The organism is Actinoplanes teichomyceticus ATCC 31121, assembly GCF_003711105.1.
Taxonomy (GTDB): Bacteria; Actinomycetota; Actinomycetes; order Mycobacteriales; family Micromonosporaceae; genus Actinoplanes; species Actinoplanes teichomyceticus.
Genome location: NZ_CP023865.1, coordinates 6,310,936 through 6,333,679 on the forward strand (window position 1 = coordinate 6,310,936; position 22,744 = coordinate 6,333,679).

The window sequence follows — 22,744 nt, forward strand, 5'->3', positions numbered from 1 at the left end:
ACCGGCGCGGTCGCCCAGCCCGGTCAGCGTTCTGTCACGCCGCCCGCCGGGGAGACGCCCGCCTCGGCGTTGATCCGGTCGGCCGCATCCCGCAGTCGCGCGCGGTCGGGCGGTGGTCCGATCCTGGACAGGAGCGTCAGCGCACGAGCTTCGAGGATGCGGTAGGCATTGAGCTGTGCGGCATCGAGCGCGGCGTACGCCCGCTCGGCCGCCCCCGGCATACCGACGAGCGCCTCGGCCTCGGCCGTGACGATCTGCGCCCGAGTCCGGTGGTGTGGGGCGTCCACCTCCGCCGCCAGCCGCAATGCCTCGCGGAGGTGCGTCAGCGCTGCGGCGTGCGATCCCCCGGCCAGCAGCGCTTCGCCGAGGGTGATGAGCACGCCGCAATGACTGGCGCGGTCACCCATCGCTTCGACGGCGGTGAGCGACGCACGGGACAGGCGCCCCGCCTCGGCGTGCTCGCCGCGGGCCAGGTGCGCCTGCGCGACCTCGTCGGTCAGCTGCACCGCGGCGACGTGGAATCCGGCCGCCCGCGCGGCTGCCAACGATCGGTGCAGATACGGCATGGCCTCATCGAGCCGGCCCATCTCCCGCAGGATCATTCCCAGGTTGCCGCTGTTCACCGTCTCGGCGGCATCGTCGCCCGCGCGGTGGTTGATCTCCCACGCTTCCTCGACGAACCTCAGCGCATCCGGCAGCCGCCCCATCTCCCGGCTCAGCATGCCCAGGTCGTTCAGGGTGACCGCGCGAACGTACGCATGGGCCGCGGTCGTGCACTCGGCGAGAGATCTTGTGTAATAGCCCAACGCTGAGCGGTGATCGCCGAGGGCCAGCTCCACCAGACCGATGTTGTGCAGCAGGTACGCGGTGGCCAGGGTCCAGCCGCACCGTCGCGCCAGGTCCAGTGCCTCCTGGTAGTGCTCGAGCGACCGGCGCAGCTCGCCCACCGACCAGTGGGCCTGACCCAGGGTCTGGTGCATGGCGGCCTGCCCGCTGAGGTTGCCGGATCGGACCGCGGCGGCCAGCCCGGCGTTGCTCGTGGTGAACCACTCGGCGGTGTGACGGCCGTAGAAGAAGAAGCCGCGCAGCTGGTCGGCGATGCGCCAGGCGTAGTCGGCGGGGCCGTGCTGTGCGGCATGGACGACGGCAGCCACCACCTCCGGCAGGTCGGCCTGCAGCCAGTCGATCGCGGCAGCGCGGGATGTGAAGGAGTGCTCGGCGGCCTCGCACGGCAACCGCACCATGTTCGGGTGTTGCAGCCGGGCGACCGCGGCAACCCGCGCATAGTAGAAGTCGAGCAGGCGGCGGACCGCTGCGGTGAGCTCGCCGGGTTCGCCGAGCGTGGCTGCCGTTTCGGCGGCGAACAGCCGGACCAGGTCGTGGTAACGGAACCGATCCGGCGCGGGGGTGTCCATCAGACTGGCGTCCACCAGGTCGTCGAGCAGCCGCTCCGCCTCCCGTTCGGCACAGCCGAGCAGCGCGGCGGCCGAATCCGGCCGTAACTCGGCCACCGGCGCGATCCCGAAGAAGCTGAACGCCTCCGCCGTGCGCGGCTCCAACGATCGGTAGCTGAGCCGCACGCTGGCCCGGACCTCGAGGTCGCCGGCGCGCAGTTCGTCCAGCCGGTGCCGCTGGTCGCGGAGCCGTTCGTCGAGCACCTGCACGGTCCACGAAGCGCGGTTCGCCAGGCGCACACCCGCGATCCGGATGGCCAGCGGAAGCGCACCACACGCCTGCACCACACGCACGACCGCCGGGGCGTCGCGGCCGACCCGATCCGCCCCGGCCACCGCGCTCAGCAGGGCGAGTGCCTCCTCCGACGCCATCGCGCCCAGCTCGACGAGCCGTGCGCCCTCCAGATCGGCCAGTCTCCGGCGGCTGGTCACCAGGACCCCGCAGCCGCCGTGGCCGGGCAACAGCGGGCGTATCTGGCCGGCGTCCTTGGCGTTGTCGAGGATGAGGAGCATACGCCGGTCGATGAGCCTGGTCCGGAACAGGGCGGCACTCTCGTCCAGGTCGTGTGGGATGGTGGCGCCGTCCACGCCGAGCGCGCGCAGGAAACGGGACAGCACCTCCATCGGGCTGCTCGGCGAGACACCCGCACCGTCCAGGTTGGCGTACAGCTGGCCGTCGGGGTACCGCTCGCGCAGGCGATGCGCCGCGCGGACGGCGAGCGTGGTCTTGCCCACCCCGGGCACTCCGGAGATCGCGCAGATCGGCACACCGGGGACCGCGCGGTGCTGGTCGCCGATGAAGGCCCGGTCTATCGCGCTCAGCTGGGTCTGCCGCCCGACGAAGTCGATCACCGGGGCCGGTGTCTGGAACGGCGCGGTGCGCGGAGACATCGGGCGCGGGCCGGTGACCCACTGCCGGCGGAGAACTCGGTCGCGGAAATCGCGGAGCTGGGTGCTGGGGGCGAGGCCGAGTTCGTCGTCGAGGCGGCGGTGGATCTCGTCGTACGCACGCAGGGCGTCGGACTGTCGCCCCGCGGCGGCCAACGCCACCATCAGATGTCCGTGCACGAGTTCGTGCAGCGGATCCGCCTCGGCCGCGGCGCTCAGGTAGGGCAGCGAGCGGTCATGACATCCGGCGTCGGCGGCGGCCACCGCGTGCCGCAGGACGGCGTCGACCTGCTCGGCGGCGATCCCGACCACCGCCGGGTGCGGCCGCAGCGCGTCCAGGTCGGCGAGTGCCGGTCCGCGGCACAGATCGAGCGCGGCCTCCAGGCGGTCGAGTGCGGCGGCTCCGCTCACCGCACGCGCCTCGGCCAGGTGGGCGCGGAAGGCGAGCAGGTCCAGCCGGGATGCGTCCAACGTGAGCCGGTAGCCGCCGGGCGCGATCGCGACGGCAGCCTCGCCCAGCAGCCGCCGCAGGCGAGCGACGTACGTGTGGATGAGACTGACCGCGGACGGTGGCGGATCCTCCGGCCACAGGCAGTCGATCAGTTCGTCGCGGGACACGCGCGCGGCGGCGGCCACGGCGAGCCGGCCGAGCAGCGTGCGAACCCGCCCGCCCGCCAGCGGCTTGCGATCGACCGTCAGCGGGCCCAGGATGGCGACCGTTGCCGGCCCGGCGGCCGGCGGCTCCGGCGCCTCCTCGTCGGCGATGGCGAGTGCGGCGCGCAGCCGGCCCAGTGATTTCGGATGCGGGCGGCGGGTACGACCCTGCTCCAGGTCCCGTATGGTGCCCGCGCTCACCCCGGTGCGGCTGGCGAGCTCGGACTGGGTGAGCCCGGTCCTCTCCCGATAGGCACGCAAGCGTGCGCCGACATCGTTCATGCCAACCCCCCGTGGCATAGATGATCGGCAATTCTAATAAGGGCTGCAAAAGCCGTCTGTCTGCGATCGGACTACGGAACTACGGGATTCGCTGTACAGCGGATCTGTGGCGACCGCGCTCATCGTCATCGGTGCCCGCCGATCCGCGGCGGGCTTTCCGGAGAGGAATTTCGATGACGAGCGTTGTGATCCGTTCAGCCGTCGCCGGACTGGCGAGCATCACCGCGGCGCTGGTGCTCAGCGTGCCGGCCCCGGCAACCGCCGCCCCCGACAACGGCTCGCCGCAGGCGGTACGCGCCTCGGTCGCGGCAATCAGTCCCGGCGCCCCGATCAGCCGCGCCGACATCATCGCCCGGGCGCAGACCTGGATCGCCGCACAGGTGCCGTACAGCCAGGAGGCCTACTACGGCGGGTACCGTACCGACTGCTCCGGGTACGTCTCCATGGCGCTGCAGACCAACGGGAACTACTGGACCGGCAACCTCGAAGAGATCGGCGTGCCGATCCCGTTCGAGGCGCTCCAGGCGGGCGATTTCTTGAATTACCACAATCCGGCCAACCCCAACAACGGGTCGCACGTGGTGCTCTTCGACCGCTGGGTCGGCGCGGTCGGCGGCGACTTCTGGATCTACGAACAGGTCAAACCGCACACCAAGCACCGCAAATGGTCGGAGACGAGCGGACGCCTGCTCAGCAACTACACACCGATGCGCTACACCCGGGTCTCCGATGGCGCGGCGAAGCCCGCACCGGCGTCGTCCCGGGTGTTGACGGTCGACGACGGTCTGCATGTCTTCGAGCACGGCAGGAACGGTTCGCTCGACCACACCTGGTGGGGCGGCAGCAACTGGGCGCGGGATTCGTTGGCGTCGGGGTTCGCGGGGCAGCCGGCCTCGGTCGTCGCGGACGGACGTTCGCACGTGTTCGGGCGCAACGGCGCCGGAGGGCTGCGGCATGCCTGGTGGAACGGTACGGGGTGGGCGGTGGACACGCTGGGCACGGGGGTGTCCGGAGATCCTTCGGCAGCACAGTTCGAGGGCCGCACGCACGTGTTCGCCCGAGCGGCTGACGGCGCGCTGCGGCACGTCTGGTGGAACGGAACCACGTGGGCGCAGGACTCCCTCGGCTCCGGTTTCGCCGGCACGGTGACCACGCTGGTGTACCAGGAGAAGCTGCACGTGTTCGGCCGGGCCACCGACGGACGGTTGCGGCACGTGTGGTGGGACGGTACGGGCTGGGCGGTGGAGTCCCTCGGCTCCGGGTTCCTCGGCGACCCCGCGGTCGCGGAGTCGGACGGCAGGCTGCACGTGTTCGGCCTCGGTTCCGGCGGCGGCCTGGCACATGTGTGGTGGACCGGCAGCGAGTGGGCGCAGGACCAGGTGGCGTCCGGCCTGACCGGCATACCGACCGCGGTCCACTACGACGGAGCGCTGCATCTGTTCGCCCGCGACGGCGGCAACGGACTGTCCCACGTGTGGTGGACCGGCAGCGGCTGGGGCCAGGACCGGGTGGCCACGGGCGGCATCGCCGGGGACCCCACCGCCGGAACCTTCGACGGCCTGCTCCACGTGTTCGCCCGGTCCGGTTCCAGCACCGAAGCCCACGTGTGGTGGACCGGCTCCGGCTGGGCGTCCGACGACCTCGGCGGCAGCCTCCAGTCGTGACCACGGTCCCGGGCAGGCATCGCCCGATGCCTGCCCGGCGCATCCCCGCACCCGATCACCTTCTCCCGAATGGATCACTCGCATGCTTTTCCGAACCGTGCGTCCGTACCGCGGTGCGGTCCTGCTGGCCGGGGTCTGCCTCGGTCTCGCCGTCACCCAGTCGCCCCCGGCGGCCGCCGCGCCGCCACCCGCCCCGCCGACCACCGCCCGGTCGCTGGCCTACTCGACGAGTCCGTGTGATGCGGCCGGTCCCAGCGCCGCGGACACCGCGATCATCGGCGCGGTCGAGGGGCGGCTGCGGGGCAGTCTTCGCCATGCGCTGACGTCGTACCGGGTGTCGTGCGCCCGCAAGGTCGTCGACGCGGTCAAAGCACGCGGGCTGCCGCAGCAGGCCGCGACCATCGCGATCACCACGACCATCGTCGAGTCCGCCATCCAGAACATCGATGTCGAGGCCGACCACGACAGTCTCGGGCTGTTCCAGCAGCGGGCGTCGTGGGGCAGCCGGGCGCAGCGACTCGACCCGACGTGGGCGACGAATGCCTTCCTCGACAAGATGCTCAGCACCTATCCGAACGGCTCGTGGCGCAACGAATCCATCGGCAGGGTCTGCCAGGCGGTACAGGTGTCGGCGTACCCGGACAGGTACGCGCCGCAGGCCGAGGATGCGCAGATCATCGTCGAGGCGCTGTGGAGCGCCGAGGTGATCCCCGCGTCCTCCCGGATGGTGTCGGTCGACGGCGGCCTGCACGTCTTCGAGCACGCCGCGGGTAACTCGCTGGGACATCTCTGGTGGAGCGGGACATGGGCGCGTGACTCGCTGGCCTCGGGCTGGGCCGGCCAGCCGACCTCGGTGAACGTCGAGGGGCGGCCACACGTGTTCGGCCGGGACACCGCCGGCGCTCTGCGCCACGCCTGGTGGACCGGCTCCGGCTGGGGTGTGGACTCGCTGGGATCGGGCATCGCCGGGGATCCCTCGGCGGTGCAGTTCGAGGGCCGTACGCATGTGTTCGCGCGTGGCGGCGACAGCGCGTTGAGGCACCTGTGGTGGACGGGGGCCGGCTGGGCCGTGGAATCCGTCGGCTCCGGCTTCGCCGGCCAGGTCACCTCCCTGGTGTACGAGCAGAGGCTGCACGTGTTCGGCCGGGCCGCCGACGGGCAGCTGCGGCACGTGTGGTGGACCGGTTCGGGCTGGGCCTCCGACTCTGTCGGTACCGGTTTCGCCGGCGGCGTCAGCGTCGCCGAGTTCGAGCACAAGCTGCACGTCTTCGGCGTCGGCAGCGGTGGCGCGCTGGCGCATCTGTGGTGGACCGGATCGACCTGGGCCCAGGACCAACTCGCCTCCGGCGTGACCGGTGCGCCGACCGCGGTCAGCTACGACGGGCTCCTGCACGTCTTCGCCCGCAACGACGCGAACAGGCTGACCCACGTGTGGTGGACCGGCACCGGCTGGGGGCGGGACACCGCGCTCGCCGACGTCCACGGGGACCCGAGCGGCGGCGTACACGACGGCCTGCTGCACGTCTTCGCCCGTTCCGAGAACAACACCGAGGCACACCTGTGGTGGACGGGATCCGGCTGGGCCACCGACGACCTCGGCGGTGCTCTGCAGCCCTGACCCACCGTGCGGCGCTGCCGGGCACCGGGACCCTGTTGGCCGATTCCGAAGTAGACGCTCGCCCCGGCATGATCTCTCCTGATCATGTTCGGGGCGCTCGTCGTGGCGGGACACCTCCTGGTCGGGCTACAAGGTCCACCTCACCGAAACCCGTGACCCCGGCGAGGTCCACCTGATCACCCACATGGTCACCACCGTCGCCACGACCCCGGACACCGGCATGATCGCTGAGGTCCACCGCGACCTTGCCCAACGGGACCTGTGGCCCTCGGTGCAGCTCACCGGCGCCGCGATCAACCTCAACCGCATCGGAGCCTGGATCGACGGCCGACCTCACGGGCGAACCCGCACGTCCCACGTCGCCGCCCTGCGCCCCGGGTCCGACGATCTGAGACGGCCCACCCCGGACGGCACCGGCCAGCCGCCCTTGGTGAGGCAAGCGCTCCAGCTTTGAGTAACCGACAGTTGCATCGCCCGCCGACGCGCCGATCCTACGAACGTGCTCAACTGCCGAGTTGAGTGCGTTCGACATTGGCCGGAATAAGCACCGCGTCGTATCGTGGCGCTGAATCCCGCGATGATGCAGTTCGTCGGCTTGCGGACCGCCGGCAGTATGTTCCTCCCCGAGGGCTTCGATTCTTCCGATCCGCAAACCCTCACCTGCCGCGGTCCGGGCGTCTGGCACAGTCAGCCAGCCTGTGTCCGGCTTGTGTCCGTTGAGGTGGTTGTCGGGCAACTGGCGCCGCAGCAACAGGCGTGTTCACCGGGTCGACGCCCGGGGAGTCCCGAGTTCCCGTGGTCTCTCCAGCAGAATGACCGATATGGATGCGCAACGTGCCACGACATGGTCCGCTGACCCGCCCGCGTCCGGACCGGGCATCAGAACCGCCCTGTTCGCTGGCGGCCTTGCTACTACGCCCGGAGTGGGGCTGCTGCTCGCCTCGTTCTTCACGGACGCCTGGGCAACAGTGTCTCTAGGCATGCTTCTGTGCGTTATCTTCGGGTGCCTCATCCTGGTGGCCATACCCGGCGGCCTGACGATAATGATATGGCTCAACCATCGCCAGGAACAGCGGGAAGTAATCAAAATCCGGCTGAGCCATTCCGAGATTGTCGTAACCCGTGCGGACGGCACCACGGGCCGCTACCCCACCTCGGCGCTAACGGCAGTCCTGGTCGACCGCGAGCACTGGACCGAGCCCGTGTACCGGAGCACCGGCGTGTGGGAGTTTCGTCGCCTGAAGCTAACTTTCGGCGATGTGGCGGAGCAAACCCGGCCGGGCCATGCCGAAAACGACGAGTCGTTCGGCGCGGCCCTCGCCGGACTGGGAGTGCCGATCGAACACGGTTTCTACAACGACACTACAGACGTTGCTTAGCTCGGCTCCCGAACCGCACTGGCAATGCACACTTCCGCAATTCCCTCTTCTGCCGCAGACCGGGGATAGACCGCCGGTTGTCCATCGCGCTGTGTGGCGACTTGCCCTTTACGTTTCGCGAGGCGAGTGCGTGAGATGTCGCAGTGCGGCGACGTAGCGATTCGTGACGTGGGCTTGAACGAGTCGGGTGACCGCTCCTCCAGCTCGTGCCAGCGGTGATGCCGGCCGGCTGAAAGCACGGATGCGGACCCGGACGTTGCCGTTGTGCTCCAGCGTGACCAGGAAGGCTTCTTCGCCTTGCTCCGGGTGGCCGGGAAGGGTGCCGTATGCGAAACCGCGTCGAGCATCCTCTTCTTCGGTGTAGACCACACGGCAGGGGATGCTCAGTCGCAGCGGGCCGAGGCCTGCACGGAGGACGACGACGGCGCCGGGGACGGCCCGCTCGGCATTGCTCGCCGGCGCCAGCCCGACCTCGCGGTGCATCTGCCACCGGAAGAGCCCGTCGGCGGCGCGCTCGAAAGCGGATCGGCCCTTTCCGACCACGACATCGCGGAGCACATGCCCATATCCGCCGGGGAGCTGGTCACTACGCGTGGCGCCGATCTCGCGGTACGTCAGATCGGCGGCGGCCAGGTCGGCGAACACCTTCGCCCGTGGATTCTGCATCAAGCCGACGGTACTGCCCGACCACCTCGGGCGCGTCCTCAACTGCCACCGTCCGTGCGCGCTGACGGCTGAACCGCCCGCTACGGTCCGCCCTGCCCGCGCCATGGGTGTCCCGAGAGCTGTGCCGTTCCCGGAGCACGGCTGTCCGGGACCGGTCGACACCCTGCTGGGCGGGGTGATAGATCTTCGCCCGTGACTGACATCGATTTCGTACCGGTGACGTGCTAGAGATCGCCTGCCCGTTCGCGGAGGCGAGGGTGGCCGACGTTTCCGGCGGACACGTGTCGGTTCGCTGGCCTTGGTGGCAGAACGATCCGGATGTCGAATGGATCGAGTGGAATGGGAGCGTCGCGATTGCCAGAGGTCCTGACACGCCCGGCTGGACCGCGGAGCTGTTTCGTATCGAACCCCCTGCCGACCTGCTTCGGGCAGGATCAGATTGCCGTGTCGGCATTCGGACCGTGGGACTGGCGTGCTTACGACGAGCATGGCGGCGCCCCGGCCTGGCCTTTGACCCTGCTTCCGGGCAGCGACAGCTCGGCAGATGCCGAGCGTTCCGCACAAGTGGTTGCCACCACCCGAACCGGCTCCCACGAAGCCGAGATCGAGAAGTGGCGACGAGCAGCCCAGGCAGAACCTCCGAGCCGCTGAGCACGGCAACTGCATGACGCAGGCACGCTGCGAAGGCCGGCTCAAACGAGAGCCGATATCCGGATATGCCGTCGACAGCGCGCGCCGGGCCACCGGACTCGAACCGGCTCATCCCAGACTGCTCGGGTGCTCAGCGTCAGCATGGCGCACTTTCCCATTTGCTTTCGCCCGGCGCACGAGCAGGAGACTAGTCGACGCCGCCGTAGTCCCACGAGTGGCTTCACAGGCTCACTCTCAGGCCGCCGATAACGCGCGCTGTGGGCCCGTAACCGCGTAACGCAACGTCACGGTGAACCTTCGGCCCCTGCGCGTCCGCGGGAGGCAACTGGGCGGGGCGGCGTCGGACCTTCGGTCTCGTCCGCCCCGCCGCTAACAGCGACGGCGCGAATTCGCCAACAGAGTCCCACCGGTGACGCTGCCGGGCACCGACCCGGCAGCGTCACCCTGCATACCGGCCACGTCCAGCACCCGCCCCATCGCGGTCGCACCCTGATCGACAGCATCCGCGATATCCGGTTCCGGCCCTGTCATCAGGTCCGGCTCACCCGCGGCCGGGAAGTCGCTCACGAGCGACGCAACCAGCCCGGCGCCCTCGTGCCCACCCGGCGGACCGCCGATACCAGCCCGAAGGCTCCACAACGGCACATGCGCATCAGGATGCGACGTCTCTCCGGCATCCGTTTAGACATCGAAGGGATCCGGGTATCTGCCGCGCAACCGGCGGTAAGGAGGCCCCCGATGCGCATAGGCGCGGTAATCATCGTGATCTGGCTCTTGCTCGGCCTGGTGGCGGCGTACGAGCGCGGTTACTTCAAGGACACCGGTGACGCCAGCTGCGCCGAAGCGGGCACCGTCATCGTCACCACCCTCGCCGGTCCGCTGAACTGGCTCGGCGCCAACCCGAAGATCACCTGCGACGTCCCGGAACCGAGCGAGTAGCTCGCCGGGCGGCTCTTGAGCTGGAGCGCGCTCCAGGTTCTACCGTCCGGTACATGCAACTGCGAAACTTCGGACGACTCGGCCGGATCAGCGCACTCACCCTGGGCGGCGGCGGCATCGCCGGTGTCTGGGGCTCGACCGACCGGCGGGAGGCGGTGGCCACCATCCACGCCGCCCTGGACGCCGGCATCACCATGCTGGACCTGGCGCCGTCCTACGGCGCCGACTTCGAGGCGGAGCGGGCGGCCGGTGAGGCCCTCCGCTCCCGGCCCGGAGCCGATGTGATGATCACGTCGAAGGTGTCGCTCGAGGACGACACCGAACGCGACTTCGCCACCCGGATCCGCCGCGGCTTGACCGGCAGCCTGCAGCGGATCGGCCGCGACCACCTCGACCTGTTCCTGCTGCACACCCAGATCCGGGTGACCGGGCCGCACCCCGGCTCGATCGGCCCGGACGGCTACCGCGAGGCCGCCGCGGAATTCGAGCGCCTCCGCACGGAGGGTCTGATCCGCGCCTGGGGCATCACCGCGGTCGGCCATCCGGACAGCGTGCTCGCCGCGATCGAGGGCACGCCGCGGCCGGACGCCGCGCAGGTGGTGGTCAATCCGCTCGACCTCAACGGGGACATCTGGTTCTTCCCCGGCGTCCGGCCGCGCACCGACGACATCGTCGACGGCGCGAACCGGAACGGGGTACAGGTGATCGGTATCCGCGCGGTCGCCGCCGGGTCGCTCACCGCGAGCCTCGACCGTACGGTGGAAGCCGGCCACCCGGCCGCCGTCGACTTCGCGCGGGCCGAGCCGTTCCGCGAACTCGCCGCCGAGCTGGGGACCACGCCGGCCGTGCTGGCCCACCGGTACGCCCTGACCGTGCCCGGAGTGTCCACCGTGGTGCTCGGCGTGAAGAACCGCACCGAGCTGGCGGAGTGCCTGGCGGCCGAGGCGGCCGGGCCGTTGTCACCGGGTGAGATGGCGGCTCTGCGGGAACTGCGCGCGGCGCTCTGAGCGGTCGGCCCGCACCAGCGGCCCGGCCGGGCGGCCCGCCCCCGCTCAGCGCACCCAGGGTGGGCTCAGGAGCGAGCCGTCCGGCAGGGTCGCCGCGAAGCCGACGCTGGTGGTGACCCAGGCCGCGGCGGTCCCCGGCCCCGCGTTGTCGATGCCGAACTCGGCGCCGGCCGGCACCCGCAGCACGTCACCGGCGGTCATCTCCTCGACCACGCCGTCCAGGAACACCCGGATCCGCCCGTCGGTCAGCACGAGCACCTCCTCCCGCCCGACCCGGTGCCGGACCCCGTCCGTCCCGGGGGCGATCTCCACCCGCCAGGCGCAGAGTTCCTCGCTCCCGGCCGCCGGGGCGACGTAGGAATGAAAGACCGCCCCGTGCAGGCGGTGCGTGACCGCCTCGTCCCGGCGATGAATCGCCATCGTTCCTCCCCTTGATTTAGTCAATCTGCTTGACCAAATAGTCAACCACCTTGACGGTCATGTCAAACTGCTCCCGTGCGACGTGATCTCCTGGACCTGCCGGTGCTCCTGCTCGGCGCCGCATCCGCGCTGGTCGACGGCATCAACGCCGGGGTGCACGCCCGCGGCTTCACCGACCTGCGCCCGGCCCACGGCTTCGCCTTCGTCCGGCTCGCCCCCGACGGGGCCACGGTCGTCGAGCTCGCCGAGCACCTCGGCGTCACCAAGCAGGCCGCCAGCCAGATGGCCGACGAACTGGTCCGCAAGGGCTACGTGGCGCGCGGCCCGCACCCGGCCGACGCCCGCGCCCGCCTGCTGACCCTCACCGACAAGGGGTGGGCGTGCACCCGTGCCGCCGACGAGGCCGCCGAGGAGGCGCTGCGGCCCTGGGCCGACGCCATCGGCCCGGAGCGGCTGGCCACCGTCCGGGCGGCCCTGTCCCGCCTGACCGTCCCCGGCCGCATCCGGCCCACCTGGTGACACGCGGCTCGCGGGCCGGCCACCGGCAGGACCTCAGGACCGTCCGCTCAGCCGACGTCCCCCCGGCCGGCCGACGCTTCACGCGGGGGTCGCGGGCTCGGTAGCATCCCGCGCGGTTGACGTCAGATTCTCGGAGGAACCGTGCACCACAAGCTCCAGACCCGCGCGTTCCAGCAGGTCGCGCCCCTACTGCAGGCCGGCGAGCAGCCGGTCGTCGCGACCCGCGCGTCGGTCGGCAGCTTCTCCTCCGGCCGCCTCGGGGCGGTCGTCAAGCAGACGCTGATCGCCGAGGGCGCGGGTGCGCTGGGCGCCGCGCTGTCCTCCAGCACCAAGCAGTTCGTGGTGCTGACCACGCACCGCATGATCTTCCTGTCCCAGACATTGCTGGGCGGCCCCGGCAGGAAGGTGCTCGGCGAACTTCCCCGCGGTCACGCCGTCCTGGCCGAGGCGAAGTGGGGCATGGTCAGCCTGCTCCGGATCGCCTTCGGTGACTCCGGCGACGGCGTCGCCATGACGTTCCCGCGCGTCGACCGGAAGAACGCCGAGGCCCTGGCCGCCGCCCTCCAGCAGTCCCCGACCGGCTGAGCGGCCCGGACGCGATCCGCCCGCCGGAGGGACCCCGGCGGGCGGATCGCGTCTCAGTCGCGCTCGATGTGGTGGCCGATCAACTGCGGGCCCATGATCACCGCGGTGCCGGAACCGTCCCGGCGGGCGTCCGGCTCCGGCAGCTCGACCGGATCGCCGGTGTTGCTGGCCCCGACCGGGCGCGGCCCGACCCAGGCCACGGTCAGCGCCGACTCCCCCTTCAGGAACCGCTGCACCCGGACGCCGCCGGTGGCCCGGCCCTTCGCCGGGTACGACGCGAACGGCGACACCTTCACCTGCGTCCCGGTCGACGTGACGACCATCGGCTCGCCGTGCGCGGTGTCCTCGGTGGACACCGCGTTGAACGAGATGACCGACGCCTCCGGGGCGAGGTTGATGCCGGCCATGCCGCCGCCCTTGAGCCCCTGCGGCCGCACCAGCTTGGCCGGGAACCGCAGCAGCGACGCGTCCGACGTGATGAAGACCAGCGACTCCGCCCCGTCGGTGAGCCAGGTGGCCTGCACCACCTCGTCACCCTCCTTGAGGGTGATCACCTCGAACTCCTCGGAGCGCACCGGCCACTCCGGCGCACACACCTTGACCACGCCGTACCGGGTGCCGATCGCGAGGCCCGGGGAGTCGCCGGCGGTCAGCGGCGCGAGGCCGACCACCCGCTCCCCCTTCTCCAGCGGCACCAGCTCGGAGGCGGACATGCCGCCGCGCAGCGACACCGTCCCGGACTGCTCGGGCAGCACCGGCAGCGGCAGCACGTCCGTCTTGAACGCCCGGCCCCGGTTGGTGATCAACAGGATCCGGCCGCGGGCGGTGGAGTGGATGATCTCGCGGACCGCGTCGTGCTTGACCCGGCCGCTGCGCTTGCGCGCCTCGGTCGACTCCTCGCTCTCCGCCGCGGTCCGGGCGATCAGCCCGGTGGCGGAGAGGATCACCTGGCACGGGTCGTCGGCGACCTCCAGCGGGCCAGCCGGCGCGGACGCGGCGAGCACCTCCTTGAGATCGCCGGCGAGAAGCGTGGTGTGCCGGGGCCGGCCGAACTCGCCGGCCACCTCGGCCAGCTCGTCGGAGACCACCTGCTTGAGGACGTCCTCGTCGTCCAGGATCCGGCTCAGCTCGGCGATCTCGTTGCGCAGCCGCTGCTGCTCGGTCTCCAGCTCGATCCGGTCGAACCGGGTGAGCCGCCGCAGCGGGGTGTCCAGGATGTACGTCGCCTGGATGTCGCTGAGCCCGAACTCGTTCATCAGCCCGGCCTTGGCCGCGCCCGCGTCGTCGCTGGCCCGGATCAGCGCGACCACCCGGTCGATGTCGATCAGGGCGATCAGCAGGCCGTCGACCAGGTGCAGCCGGTCCTCGCGCTTGGTCCGCCGGTACGTCGTCCGCCGGGTGACCACGTCGTAGCGGTGCTGGACGAACACCTCCAGCAGCGCCTTGAGCCCGAGCGTGCGCGGCTGCCCGTCGACCAGCACCAGGTTGTTGATGCCGAACGAGCTCTCCAGCGGGGTCAGCCGGTAGAGGTCGGCCAGCAGCGCCTGCGGGTTGACGCCGACCTTGCACTCGATCACCAGGCGGGTGCCGTGCTCGCGGTCGGTGAGGTCCTTGACGTCGGCGATGCCCTGCAGCCGGGCCGCCTGGCGCTGCCCGCGCCGTGGACCGGAGGTGATCAGCTTGCCCTTCACCTCGTCGGTGATCGCCTCGATGATCTTCTCGGCGCCGACGCCGTAGGGCAGCTCGGTGACCGTGATCGCCTGCCGGCCACGGCCGCCCTCCAGCGGGCCGGTCTGCGCGCGGGCCCGGATCCGGACCACGCCACGGCCGGTCTCGTACGCCCGGCGCACCTCGTCGAGGCCGAGCAGCTGGCCGCCGGTGGGCAGGTCGGGCCCGGGGACGAAGCGCATCAGCTCGTCGAGGTCGGCCTCCGGGTGGGTGATCAGGTGCCGGGCGGCCGCGACCACCTCGCCGAGGTTGTGCGGGATCATGTTGGTGGCCATCCCGACCGCGATCCCGGACGTGCCGTTGACCAGCAGGTTCGGGAAGGCCGCCGGGAGCACCTTGGGCTCGGACTCGGAGCCGTCGTAGGTCGGCTTGAAGTCGACGGTGCCCTCGCCGAGCTCACCGACCAGCAGCATCGCCTCGCGGGACATCCGCGCCTCGGTGTAGCGCGCGGCGGCCGGCCCGTCGTCCGGTGATCCGAAGTTGCCGTGGCCGTCGATCAGCGGGGTGTTCAGCGAGAAGTCCTGGGCGAGCCGGACCAGGGCGTCGTAGATCGCCACGTCGCCGTGTGGGTGGTACTTGCCCATCACGTCGCCGACCACGCGGGCCGACTTCACGTACGGCCGGTCGGGGCGATGTCCCTGCTCGGACATGGACCAGAGGATCCGCCGGTGCACCGGCTTGAGACCGTCCCGGGCGTCCGGCAGCGCCCGGGAGTGGATCACCGAGTACGCGTACTCCAGGTAGGAGTCCTCGACCTCGGTGGTCAGCGGGTTGTCGATGACGCGGGCGCCGGCCTGGTCGAACGCGGACAGGTCGACGCGATTGTCGTTCTTGCGGCGTGCCATTGGTAGCGGACCTCTCAGGCGTCGATCGTCTCTTGGTCGATCCGGCCGGCAGCCTCGATCAACCAGTTCTTCCGGGGCTCGACCCGCTCGCCCATCAGCAGCTCGAGGGTGGCCTCCGCGCGCTCCGCGTCGTCCAGCGTGATCCGCCGGACGGTGCGCGACGCCGGGTTCATCGTGGTGTCCCAGAGCTCGTCGGCGTCCATCTCGCCGAGGCCCTTGAACCGGGGCACCGGTTTCTGCACCTGCCGGCCGGCGCGCTCCAGCCGGCTGACCGTGCTCTCCATCTCCTGCTGGGTGTAGGTGTACAGGGTCTGCGAGTTGCGGCCCTTGGTGACCACCTTGTGCAGCGGCGGCATCGCGGCGAAGAGCCGGCCGTGCTCGATGACCGGTCGCATGTACTTGGCGAACAGCGTGATCAGCAGGGTCCGGATGTGCGACCCGTCGACGTCGGCGTCCGCCATGATCATGACGCGGCCGTACCGCATCGAGCCGATCTCGAAGGTCCGCCCCGACCCGGCGCCGAGCACCTGCACGATCGCCGAGCACTCGGCGTTGTCCAGCACCTGTTGCAGGCTGGCCTTCTGCACGTTGAGGATCTTGCCGCGGATCGGCAGCAGCGCCTGGTACTCCGAGGAGCGGGCCATCCGGGCGGTGCCCAGCGCCGAGTCGCCCTCGACGATGAACAGCTCGGAGCGGTCGATGCCGATCGCCCGGCAGTCCACCAGCTTGGCCGGCATCGACGCGCCCTCCAGGGCGGTCTTGCGGCGGGCCGCGTCCTTCTGCTGTTTCTGGGTGAGGCGCACGCGGGACGCGTCCACCACCTTCTGCAGGACGGTGCGGGCCTCGGTTTTGGTGCGCCGGCCGTCGATCCACTCCTTCAGGTACGCCTCGACCAGGGTCTGCATGACCCGGGTGACGCCCGCGGTGGAGAGCTCGTCCTTGGTCTGCGAGGTGAACTGCGGTTCCGGCACGCGCACGTGGATCACCGCGGTCATGCCCTCCAGGAAGTCGTCCAGGACGGGCGGCTCCTCCTTGGGCTTGAGCAGGCCCCGGGCGTTGCGGATGGCCTCGGTCAGGGCGCGGGTCAGGGCCCGCTCGAAGCCCTTGCGGTGGGTGCCGCCGTGCACGTTGCGGATGGTGTTGGTGAAGCACTCGACGGTGCGGTCGTACCCGGTCCCCCAGCGGAACGCGACCTCGACCTGCGCGTGCCGCACGACGTTGGCCTGCATGACGCCGTTGGCGTCCGCGGCGTTCTCCTTGTACGTCCCCTCGCCGGTGACCACCAGGATCCCGGAGACCGGCTTGTCGACCGGCGGGGTCAGGAACTCCACCATGTCGATCAGGCCGTTGGGGTAGTGGAACGCCTCGGTGGCCGGCTCCTCGGCGGTGGCGTCGAAGAGGGTGTACTGCACGCCGGGGACCAGGAACGCGGTGTTGCGCAGCTTGGTGCGCACCGCCTCGACGTCCAGGCGGGCGCCGGCCTCGAAGTACCGCGCGTCGTACCAGTACCGGATCGAGGTGCCGGTGGGCTCGCCGCGTTTCATCCGGCGGGCCACCCGCAGGCCGGGCTGCGGGGTGAAGGCGGCGTCCGGGCCGGGGCCGTCGAAGACGCCGGGCACGCCGCGCTGGAACGAGATCTCGTGCACCTTGCCGTCGCGCTTGACGGTGACGTCGAACCGCAGCGACAGCGCGTTGACCGCGGACGCGCCGACGCCGTGCAGGCCGCCGGAGGCCTTGTAGCCGGAGCCGCCGAACTTGCCGCCGGCGTGCAGCCGGGTCAGCACCAGCTCGACGCCGCTCAGGCCGCTCTTGGCGTGCACGTCGGTCGGGATGCCCCGGCCGTCGTCGTCGACCTGGACCGATCCGTCGCTGTGCAGCGTGATGGAGATCCTGGTGGCGTGCCCGCCGACGCCCTCGTCGGTCGAGTTGTCGATGATCTCGTTGGCCAGGTGGTTGATGCCCCGGCTGTCGGTGGACCCGATGTACATCCCTGGGCGTTTCCGGACAGCGTCCAGCCCTTCCAGGTGCGTGAGGTCGTCAGCCCCGTACAAGGTCTCTGGCTGTGCGGTCACGAGGCGGCACTCCCGATCGGCCATGGTGGTCAAGGACGGCGCGAGCCTACCCGGCGCCCCCGACACTTCTGCCCCTGGCGAGCCAGGTCCCGACCAGCCGACCTGAAAAATCGGGAAAAGGGTACAAAAATGCTAGCGGACCCCGGCCAGCGGAGCGGACTGCGGCTGCAGGGCGCGCCACAGGTCCAGCGGGTACGTCTTCCCCGGCACCGACACCGGCGGCAGCTCCTGGTACGCGATGAGCGTGTCGGTGACCTCACGGGTGGCCGAGCAGACCACCACCGTGCCGTGCGGCGCGTACGCCTGCAACCGCGCCGCGGTGCTCACCACGCTGCCGCTGATCATCCCGTAGCCGCCGTCGAAGGCCAGCAGCGGATCGACGATCACCTCGCCGGTGGCCAGCCCGACCCGGGACCGCACCCGGTGCCTGCCGGCCAGGAGACGCCCCCTCAACCTCTCCTGGACCGACAGGCCCGCGCGCACCGCCGAGGCGGCCGCCTCCGGCTCGAACTCCTCCTCGCCGGCGCCGAACACCGCCATCACCGCGTCGCCCACGTACTTCTCCACGATGCCGCCGCACCGGCGGACCACCTCGGCGACCGCCGAGAAGTAGTCGCGCTGCAGCGCCCGCACCTCCGCGCAGTCCAGCCGGTCCACCAGCGAGGTGAAACCGACGATGTCTATGAACAGCACGGTCACGGTCTGGCGCCGCTCCTGAACGGCGACGGTGATGGTGGTCATGTCTCACGCTCCCCCAGATCACTGCGTTGACCGGGAGTACGGTGCCAGCCCGGCCCGGCACGCGGATCCGCAGAACGACGTATCTGTGATCGCATCCACACTGGTCATTTTTGTGACGCAGAACAGTCCGAACCGACGACAACGTGATAGTCGCTTTCGCATTAGGCTGCCGGTCATGGCCAGCCAGGGGGACGACGGGCCGCTTGTCGGGCGCACCGGCACGCTGGCCGACATCCAGTCCTACCTGCGCAACGTCGGCCCCGGTGGCACCGCCGCGGTGTTCCTGACCGGGGAGAGCGGTGTCGGCAAGAGCCGGCTGCTGCGGGAGACCGCCGACGCGTTGCGCGGTGGGGGTTTCGCGGTGCTCTTCGGCACCTGCCTGGACATCGGCGACGCCTCGCCGCTGCACCCGGTGCTGCAGGCGCTGCGCCGGCACGACAGCGCACCGGCCACTGTGGCCGACGACGCCGGCGCGCTGCTCGACCGGGTGTCGCGCGACCTGCGGGCGATCGCCGGCGACCAGCGGCTGCTGCTCGTCCTCGACGATCTGCAGTGGGCCGACCGGAGCACCCGCCAGCTGCTGCTCTACCTGCTCGCCGGGCTCGGTGACGTGCGTGTCTCGGTGCTGGCCGCGATCCGCGCCGAGGCCCTGCACGGCACCCACCCGCTGCGCCGGGTGCTGGCCGAGCTGCGCCGGCTGCGCTCGGTGCGGGTGCTCGACCTGGCCCCGCTGACCCCGGAGCACACCCGGGAGCTGGTCACCGCGATCGTCGGCCGGGACGTGGCCGGCGAGGACGCCGAGCGGGTCTACAAGCGCAGCGGCGGCAACCCGTTCGTGGCCGAGGAGCTGGCCCGCGACCTGCGCGACGGCCGGGTGGAGCTGTCCGACACGCTGCGCGAGATCTTCCTGGCCCGCGTCGACGAGCTGCCGGCCAACGCACACGCCGTGGTGCACGCGATCGCCGCCGGCGTGGAGCCGGTCGAGCACACGGTGCTGGCCCGGGTGGTGCGGCTGAGCGAGGACGAGCTGCTGGAGGCGGTCCGCGCCGCGGTGGCGTACCGGTTCGTGGTCGGCGACAGCGAGGGTTACCGGCTGCGGCACCGGCTGGTCGCCGAGGTGCTGGAGCAGGAGGTGCTGCCGGCCGAGGCGGCCGCGCTGCACCGCCGGTACGCGGAGGCGCTGGAGGAGCGCGACGGCGCGGCCGACCACGCCCGGCTGGCCCACCACTGGCAGCGGGCCGGGGTGCCGTCCCGGGCGCTGCCGTCGGTGGTCGCCGCGGCCCGCTCGGCCGAGAGCCTGTACGGCTTCGCCGAGGCGCACCGCCACTGGACCATCGCCCTGCGGCTGATCGCCGAGGACGCCCCGGAGCGCACCGAGCTGCTCGGCCACGCGGCCGAGTCGGCCCACCAGTGCGGCGAGCACCTGCTGGCGCTGGCCCGGCTGGAGGAGCTGGCCGGGCGCGCGGACGCGCCCGGCGAGGCGGAGCTGCACCTGCGCCGCGCCCGGTACCTCGCCGCGGCCGGCCGCTCGGAGACCGCCGAGCGCGAGTACGAGCTCGCCCTCCAGGCGAGCGACTGCACCCCCCAGCTGCGCGCCTCGGCCGCCGCCTACCTCGCCGAGCTGCTGCTGCACCTGGGCCGGTACGCGGACGCCAACCAGCGCGCCCGCGACGCCCTGGAGCTGGCCGCGGTCAACGGCTCGACGGCCGACCTGGTGCGGGCCAGCGCCGCGCTGGGCTTCAGCGCCGCCTTCCGCGAGGACCCGGACGCCGGCCTGGCGGTCATCCGGCACGCCGTGGAGATCGCCGAGCGGTCCGGCCACCCGGACGACCTGGGGGTGGCCTACCTGCACCTGGCCGAGCTGCTCACCGGCCCGCTCAACAGCATCGAGGAGGGCGTGCTGGTCGCCCGCCGGGGCGCCGACCGGCTGGCCTCGCGCGGTGTCGGCCGGGCGTATCAGGCGCGCCTGCTGGCGATCGCCGGCAACGGCCTGTTCCGGATCGGCCAGTGGGCCGAGGCGGACACCGTGCTGGCGGAGGCGATGCGGCACCGCCCGTCCGGCGCCGACGCGGTGGAGCTGCTGCTGGCCCGCAGCCGTCTCTGGGTCGGCTTCGGCGAGGTGGACAACGCCCGCCGGGACCTCGACGCGGCGGCGACGCTGCTGGCCGGCGGCGGCGCCCGCCACGTGCTGCCGATGCTGACCCTGCGGGCCGGGCTCGCGATGTGGCAGAAGGAGCACGCCGACGCCCGCGCCGCGGTGCAGCGGGGCCTGACCGAGACCCGCTCCGACGACCTGGTGCTGCTGGGTGTGCTGGCCTGGCACGGATTGCGTGCCGAGGCGGAGGCGCACGCCGCCGGCTCACCGGTCGACCCGGGCGCGTTGCGGCGGCTCCGGACCGTGGTCGGCCGTCTGGAGACCGGCGCGGGCAACGCCGCTCCGGAGGTCCGCGCGGTGCTCGACGGTTACCTCAATCTCTGTGCCGCCGAGCTGAGCCGCATCGAGGACCGGCAGGACCCGGAGCCGTGGGCCCGGGCCGCGGCCATCTGGGACCGCCGCCAGCAGCCCTACCCCGCGGCGTACGCGCGGCTGCGGCACGCCGAGGCCGCGTTGCAGCGCCGGGCCCGGCGCACGTCCGCGATCAACGGGCTGCGCCAGGCGTACGCCACGGCCGTCGCGATGGGCGCCCGCCCGTTCGCGAACGAGGTCAGGGGCGTCGCCCAGCGCTTCCGGGTCTCGCTCTCCGAGGACGCGGACACCGTGGCGATGATGCCCCCGGAGCCGGACCCGGGTGACGAGCTGGCCGTGCTGACCGGGCGGGAACGCGAGGTGCTGGCCGCGGTCGCCGAGGGCCTGACCAACCGGGAGATCGGTGAGCTGCTGTTCATCAGCGAGCGCACGGTCGGCGTGCACCTGGGCCACATCTTCGACAAACTGCAGGTACGTACCCGCGTACAGGCCAGCCGGGTGTATCTGACTGCAGCCTGACCTGCGGATCGTTATCTCGCCGTGACATACGTACACGGAATACGTCGTTCTACCGATCCCCCCGTGCGCCGCCTTTGCAAGGCTGTGGGCACGGGGGAGCACCGCCCGGTGGTCATCGAGCCGCCGGGCGGTGCTGGGGGCCCTCCGCGACACCGGCAAGTCCCGTGGAGGATCCGATGACCCAGCCCATCTGGGGGCCAGTACAACTGCAGATGTCCACGATCCTGCGGGAGCACCCGGACGACGTGCCCGCGGTCGTGGAGCAGCTGACCAGACTGCAGGACGCGCTCTGCCAGGTCCCGCCGCTGCTGCACGGCAATCCGCTGGCGGACTTCAACAAGCTCTACCTCACCATCACCGAGAACGTGCTGGACCGCCTCTACGCGGGCAAGTTCAAGGACCCGGCGTTCCTGTCCCGGCTCGATGTGGAGTTCGCGGCGCGCTATTTCGACGCGCTGCGCTACTGGACCGAGGGCAGCCCGGCCTGCCCCGACGTGTGGGCCGGGCTGTTCACCCGGATTCCCGGACCGGACGCCCGCGCGCTGCCGTCCGCGGTCGCCGGGGTCAACGCGCACATCAACTTCGACCTGCCGTTCGCCCTGGTCACCACATTCGACCACCTGGGCACCGACCCGATCGACGGCAGCGACCAGCACCACGACTACCTGCAGGTCAACGACATCTTCGCGGAGGAGATCCCGGGCCTGCGGCGCGGCTACCTGGACCGGTGGCAGCTGCTCATCGACACGATGAACGGCGACCTGGACGACTGGTGGCAGGGTGAGATGGTCGAGTACACCCGCAACGTCGCCTGGCGCAACGCCCAGAAGATCTGGGCGATCCGGCACGACCTGGCGGCACTCGACGCCGAGCGCCGCCGGCTCGACCGGACCGCCACCGGCCTGGGCAAACTGCTGCTGTCGCCGTTCGCCAGCTTCCTGCAGTAGCAAGCCCTCCGCTCGTGGACCTCGGGGGGAGTCCACGAGCGGAGGGCTGTTTCACGGCGATCCTCCGCGCCGTCCGCGACCCCGCCGAGGCGCGCCCGCAGGCCGGTCCTCACCCGATCACGACATCATCCGGCGCGGCGGGCGCCGCACCCGGCCGGCGCGAGGGCCGCGGCCACCACAGCTTTTCCGGTACGAATCACCGGTACGAGAGTGGCCCCGCCCCGATCGACACGGATCCGCCGTCTGTTCGGGTTCGGTTCGGAACCTCCGCGGTGACCATCGCCGCGCCCTCCGCAGCGTGCCCGGCCTCGATCCGCCCGCCCCAGGCGCCCACCCAGCCGCCCGACCAGCTGTCCGACCAGGCGCCGCCCAGCCGCCCGACCAGGCGCCCATCCAGCCGCCGCCCAGCCGCCCGACCGGGCGTGCGGCCAGCGCGGATCCGAGTCCGCTACCCACCTTGCGGACGTCGCGGTAGCGCCGGTTCAGCACGCCCCGTCGAACGCCACTGCCAGATCGTCGTCGGCGGCCTCCAGCCGGGCGAACATCGGCAGGTCGGAGATCAGCCGGCCGAGCCGGTCCCCCCGACCAGCATGGTTACCCCGGGCTGGGGCGCATCCGCCGCGCTGACCCGCCCCGATCGGAAGCGAGGGGGCGGAAAGCGCTCTCCTGCCGTGCTATAAAGGCGGCGGCCCGGCCGAG

The 22,744-nt window shown here is 71.4% G+C and carries 16 protein-coding genes; 10 read left to right on the top strand and 6 right to left on the bottom strand.

Features of this window, described 5'->3' with window-relative positions; all coding sequences use genetic code 11:
• Positions 1-23: 23 nt before the first annotated feature.
• Entirely contained in the window at positions 24-3,278 is a 3,255-nt protein-coding gene (locus tag ACTEI_RS27690) for a tetratricopeptide repeat protein (protein ID WP_164466138.1), read from the bottom strand.
• Positions 3,279-3,451: 173 nt separating this feature from the next.
• On the opposite strand from ACTEI_RS27690, the gene ACTEI_RS27695 reads away from it, so the two are divergent.
• The 4 genes from ACTEI_RS27695 to ACTEI_RS27710 all read left to right on the top strand — a co-directional run bounded on the left by ACTEI_RS27695 (position 3,452) and on the right by ACTEI_RS27710 (position 7,939).
• Positions 3,452-4,942, top strand: coding sequence for a DUF8189 domain-containing protein (locus ACTEI_RS27695; protein WP_145830973.1), 1,491 nt, complete (start codon positions 3,452-3,454; stop codon positions 4,940-4,942).
• Between the two features lie 82 nt (positions 4,943-5,024).
• On the top strand, positions 5,025-6,560 hold the full coding sequence (locus ACTEI_RS27700; protein WP_122980345.1) for a DUF8189 domain-containing protein: 1,536 nt from the start codon (positions 5,025-5,027) through the stop codon (positions 6,558-6,560).
• A 184-nt stretch (positions 6,561-6,744) separates the two neighbouring features.
• Positions 6,745-7,014: a hypothetical protein gene (locus ACTEI_RS27705; protein ID WP_122980346.1), complete on the top strand. Its 270-nt coding sequence runs from the start codon at positions 6,745-6,747 to the stop codon at positions 7,012-7,014.
• A gap of 367 nt (positions 7,015-7,381) precedes the next feature.
• Positions 7,382-7,939, top strand: a complete 558-nt coding sequence (locus ACTEI_RS27710; RefSeq protein ID WP_145830974.1) for a hypothetical protein — start codon at positions 7,382-7,384, stop codon at positions 7,937-7,939.
• Positions 7,940-8,047: 108 nt separating this feature from the next.
• Here the strand turns inward: ACTEI_RS27710 and ACTEI_RS27715 are convergent, their stop codons facing one another.
• Positions 8,048-8,605, bottom strand: a complete 558-nt coding sequence (locus ACTEI_RS27715; RefSeq protein WP_122980348.1) for a DUF1990 domain-containing protein — start codon at positions 8,603-8,605, stop codon at positions 8,048-8,050.
• A gap of 1,389 nt (positions 8,606-9,994) precedes the next feature.
• On the opposite strand from ACTEI_RS27715, the gene ACTEI_RS27725 reads away from it, so the two are divergent.
• Both ACTEI_RS27725 and ACTEI_RS27730 read left to right on the top strand, forming a co-directional pair.
• Complete coding sequence (locus ACTEI_RS27725) at positions 9,995-10,195, top strand: hypothetical protein (protein WP_122980350.1); 201 nt, start codon at positions 9,995-9,997, stop codon at positions 10,193-10,195.
• Between the two features lie 53 nt (positions 10,196-10,248).
• A complete protein-coding gene (locus ACTEI_RS27730; protein WP_122980351.1) occupies positions 10,249-11,202 on the top strand; it encodes an aldo/keto reductase in 954 nt (317 codons plus the stop codon).
• A gap of 45 nt (positions 11,203-11,247) precedes the next feature.
• Here ACTEI_RS27730 and ACTEI_RS27735 read toward each other — a convergent pair whose 3' ends face one another.
• Positions 11,248-11,622 carry a cupin domain-containing protein gene (locus tag ACTEI_RS27735; RefSeq protein ID WP_122980352.1) on the bottom strand — a complete coding sequence of 125 codons (375 nt, stop codon included), beginning with the start codon at positions 11,620-11,622 and terminating at the stop codon, positions 11,248-11,250.
• A 75-nt stretch (positions 11,623-11,697) separates the two neighbouring features.
• Between ACTEI_RS27735 and ACTEI_RS27740 the strand changes: the two genes are divergently transcribed.
• Positions 11,698-12,141: a MarR family winged helix-turn-helix transcriptional regulator gene (locus tag ACTEI_RS27740; RefSeq protein WP_164466140.1), complete on the top strand. Its 444-nt coding sequence runs from the start codon at positions 11,698-11,700 to the stop codon at positions 12,139-12,141.
• 141 nt (positions 12,142-12,282) lie between these two features.
• Positions 12,283-12,726, top strand: a complete 444-nt coding sequence (locus ACTEI_RS27745) for a hypothetical protein (protein WP_122980353.1) — start codon at positions 12,283-12,285, stop codon at positions 12,724-12,726.
• A 53-nt stretch (positions 12,727-12,779) separates the two neighbouring features.
• On the opposite strand, the gene ACTEI_RS27750 is transcribed toward ACTEI_RS27745, so the two are convergent.
• From ACTEI_RS27750 to ACTEI_RS27760, 3 genes are all read right to left on the bottom strand, one after another.
• Entirely contained in the window at positions 12,780-15,299 is a 2,520-nt protein-coding gene (locus ACTEI_RS27750) for a DNA gyrase/topoisomerase IV subunit A (RefSeq protein ID WP_122980354.1), read from the bottom strand.
• A 14-nt stretch (positions 15,300-15,313) separates the two neighbouring features.
• Positions 15,314-17,395 (bottom strand): DNA gyrase/topoisomerase IV subunit B, encoded by a 2,082-nt coding sequence (locus tag ACTEI_RS27755; protein ID WP_187645944.1) that lies wholly within the window; start codon positions 17,393-17,395, stop codon positions 15,314-15,316.
• Between the two features lie 108 nt (positions 17,396-17,503).
• On the bottom strand, positions 17,504-18,112 hold the full coding sequence (locus tag ACTEI_RS27760; protein WP_122980356.1) for an adenylate/guanylate cyclase domain-containing protein: 609 nt from the start codon (positions 18,110-18,112) through the stop codon (positions 17,504-17,506).
• A 175-nt stretch (positions 18,113-18,287) separates the two neighbouring features.
• On the opposite strand from ACTEI_RS27760, the gene ACTEI_RS27765 reads away from it, so the two are divergent.
• Both ACTEI_RS27765 and ACTEI_RS27770 read left to right on the top strand, forming a co-directional pair.
• The gene (locus ACTEI_RS27765; RefSeq protein ID WP_122980357.1) at positions 18,288-21,098 is read left to right on the top strand and encodes a helix-turn-helix transcriptional regulator; all 2,811 of its coding nucleotides are present in this window, start codon (positions 18,288-18,290) and stop codon (positions 21,096-21,098) included.
• Positions 21,099-21,274: 176 nt separating this feature from the next.
• On the top strand, positions 21,275-22,045 hold the full coding sequence (locus ACTEI_RS27770) for a DUF5995 family protein (protein WP_122982448.1): 771 nt from the start codon (positions 21,275-21,277) through the stop codon (positions 22,043-22,045).
• Positions 22,046-22,744: the final 699 nt, after the last annotated feature.

Coding starts and splice junctions, on each gene's coding strand:
- ACTEI_RS27755 (WP_187645944.1), bottom strand. CDS start 17,395: ATGGCCGATCGGGAGTGCCGCCTCGTGACCGCACAGCCAGAGACCTTG.
- ACTEI_RS27760 (WP_122980356.1), bottom strand. CDS start 18,112: ATGACCACCATCACCGTCGCCGTTCAGGAGCGGCGCCAGACCGTGACC.
- ACTEI_RS27695 (WP_145830973.1), top strand. CDS start 3,452: ATGACGAGCGTTGTGATCCGTTCAGCCGTCGCCGGACTGGCGAGCATC.
- ACTEI_RS27735 (WP_122980352.1), bottom strand. CDS start 11,622: ATGGCGATTCATCGCCGGGACGAGGCGGTCACGCACCGCCTGCACGGG.
- ACTEI_RS27725 (WP_122980350.1), top strand. CDS start 9,995: ATGCGCATAGGCGCGGTAATCATCGTGATCTGGCTCTTGCTCGGCCTG.
- ACTEI_RS27690 (WP_164466138.1), bottom strand. CDS start 3,278: ATGAACGATGTCGGCGCACGCTTGCGTGCCTATCGGGAGAGGACCGGG.
- ACTEI_RS27700 (WP_122980345.1), top strand. CDS start 5,025: ATGCTTTTCCGAACCGTGCGTCCGTACCGCGGTGCGGTCCTGCTGGCC.
- ACTEI_RS27705 (WP_122980346.1), top strand. CDS start 6,745: ATGGTCACCACCGTCGCCACGACCCCGGACACCGGCATGATCGCTGAG.
- ACTEI_RS27715 (WP_122980348.1), bottom strand. CDS start 8,605: ATGCAGAATCCACGGGCGAAGGTGTTCGCCGACCTGGCCGCCGCCGAT.
- ACTEI_RS27770 (WP_122982448.1), top strand. CDS start 21,275: ATGACCCAGCCCATCTGGGGGCCAGTACAACTGCAGATGTCCACGATC.
- ACTEI_RS27750 (WP_122980354.1), bottom strand. CDS start 15,299: ATGGCACGCCGCAAGAACGACAATCGCGTCGACCTGTCCGCGTTCGAC.
- ACTEI_RS27730 (WP_122980351.1), top strand. CDS start 10,249: ATGCAACTGCGAAACTTCGGACGACTCGGCCGGATCAGCGCACTCACC.
- ACTEI_RS27765 (WP_122980357.1), top strand. CDS start 18,288: ATGGCCAGCCAGGGGGACGACGGGCCGCTTGTCGGGCGCACCGGCACG.
- ACTEI_RS27710 (WP_145830974.1), top strand. CDS start 7,382: ATGGATGCGCAACGTGCCACGACATGGTCCGCTGACCCGCCCGCGTCC.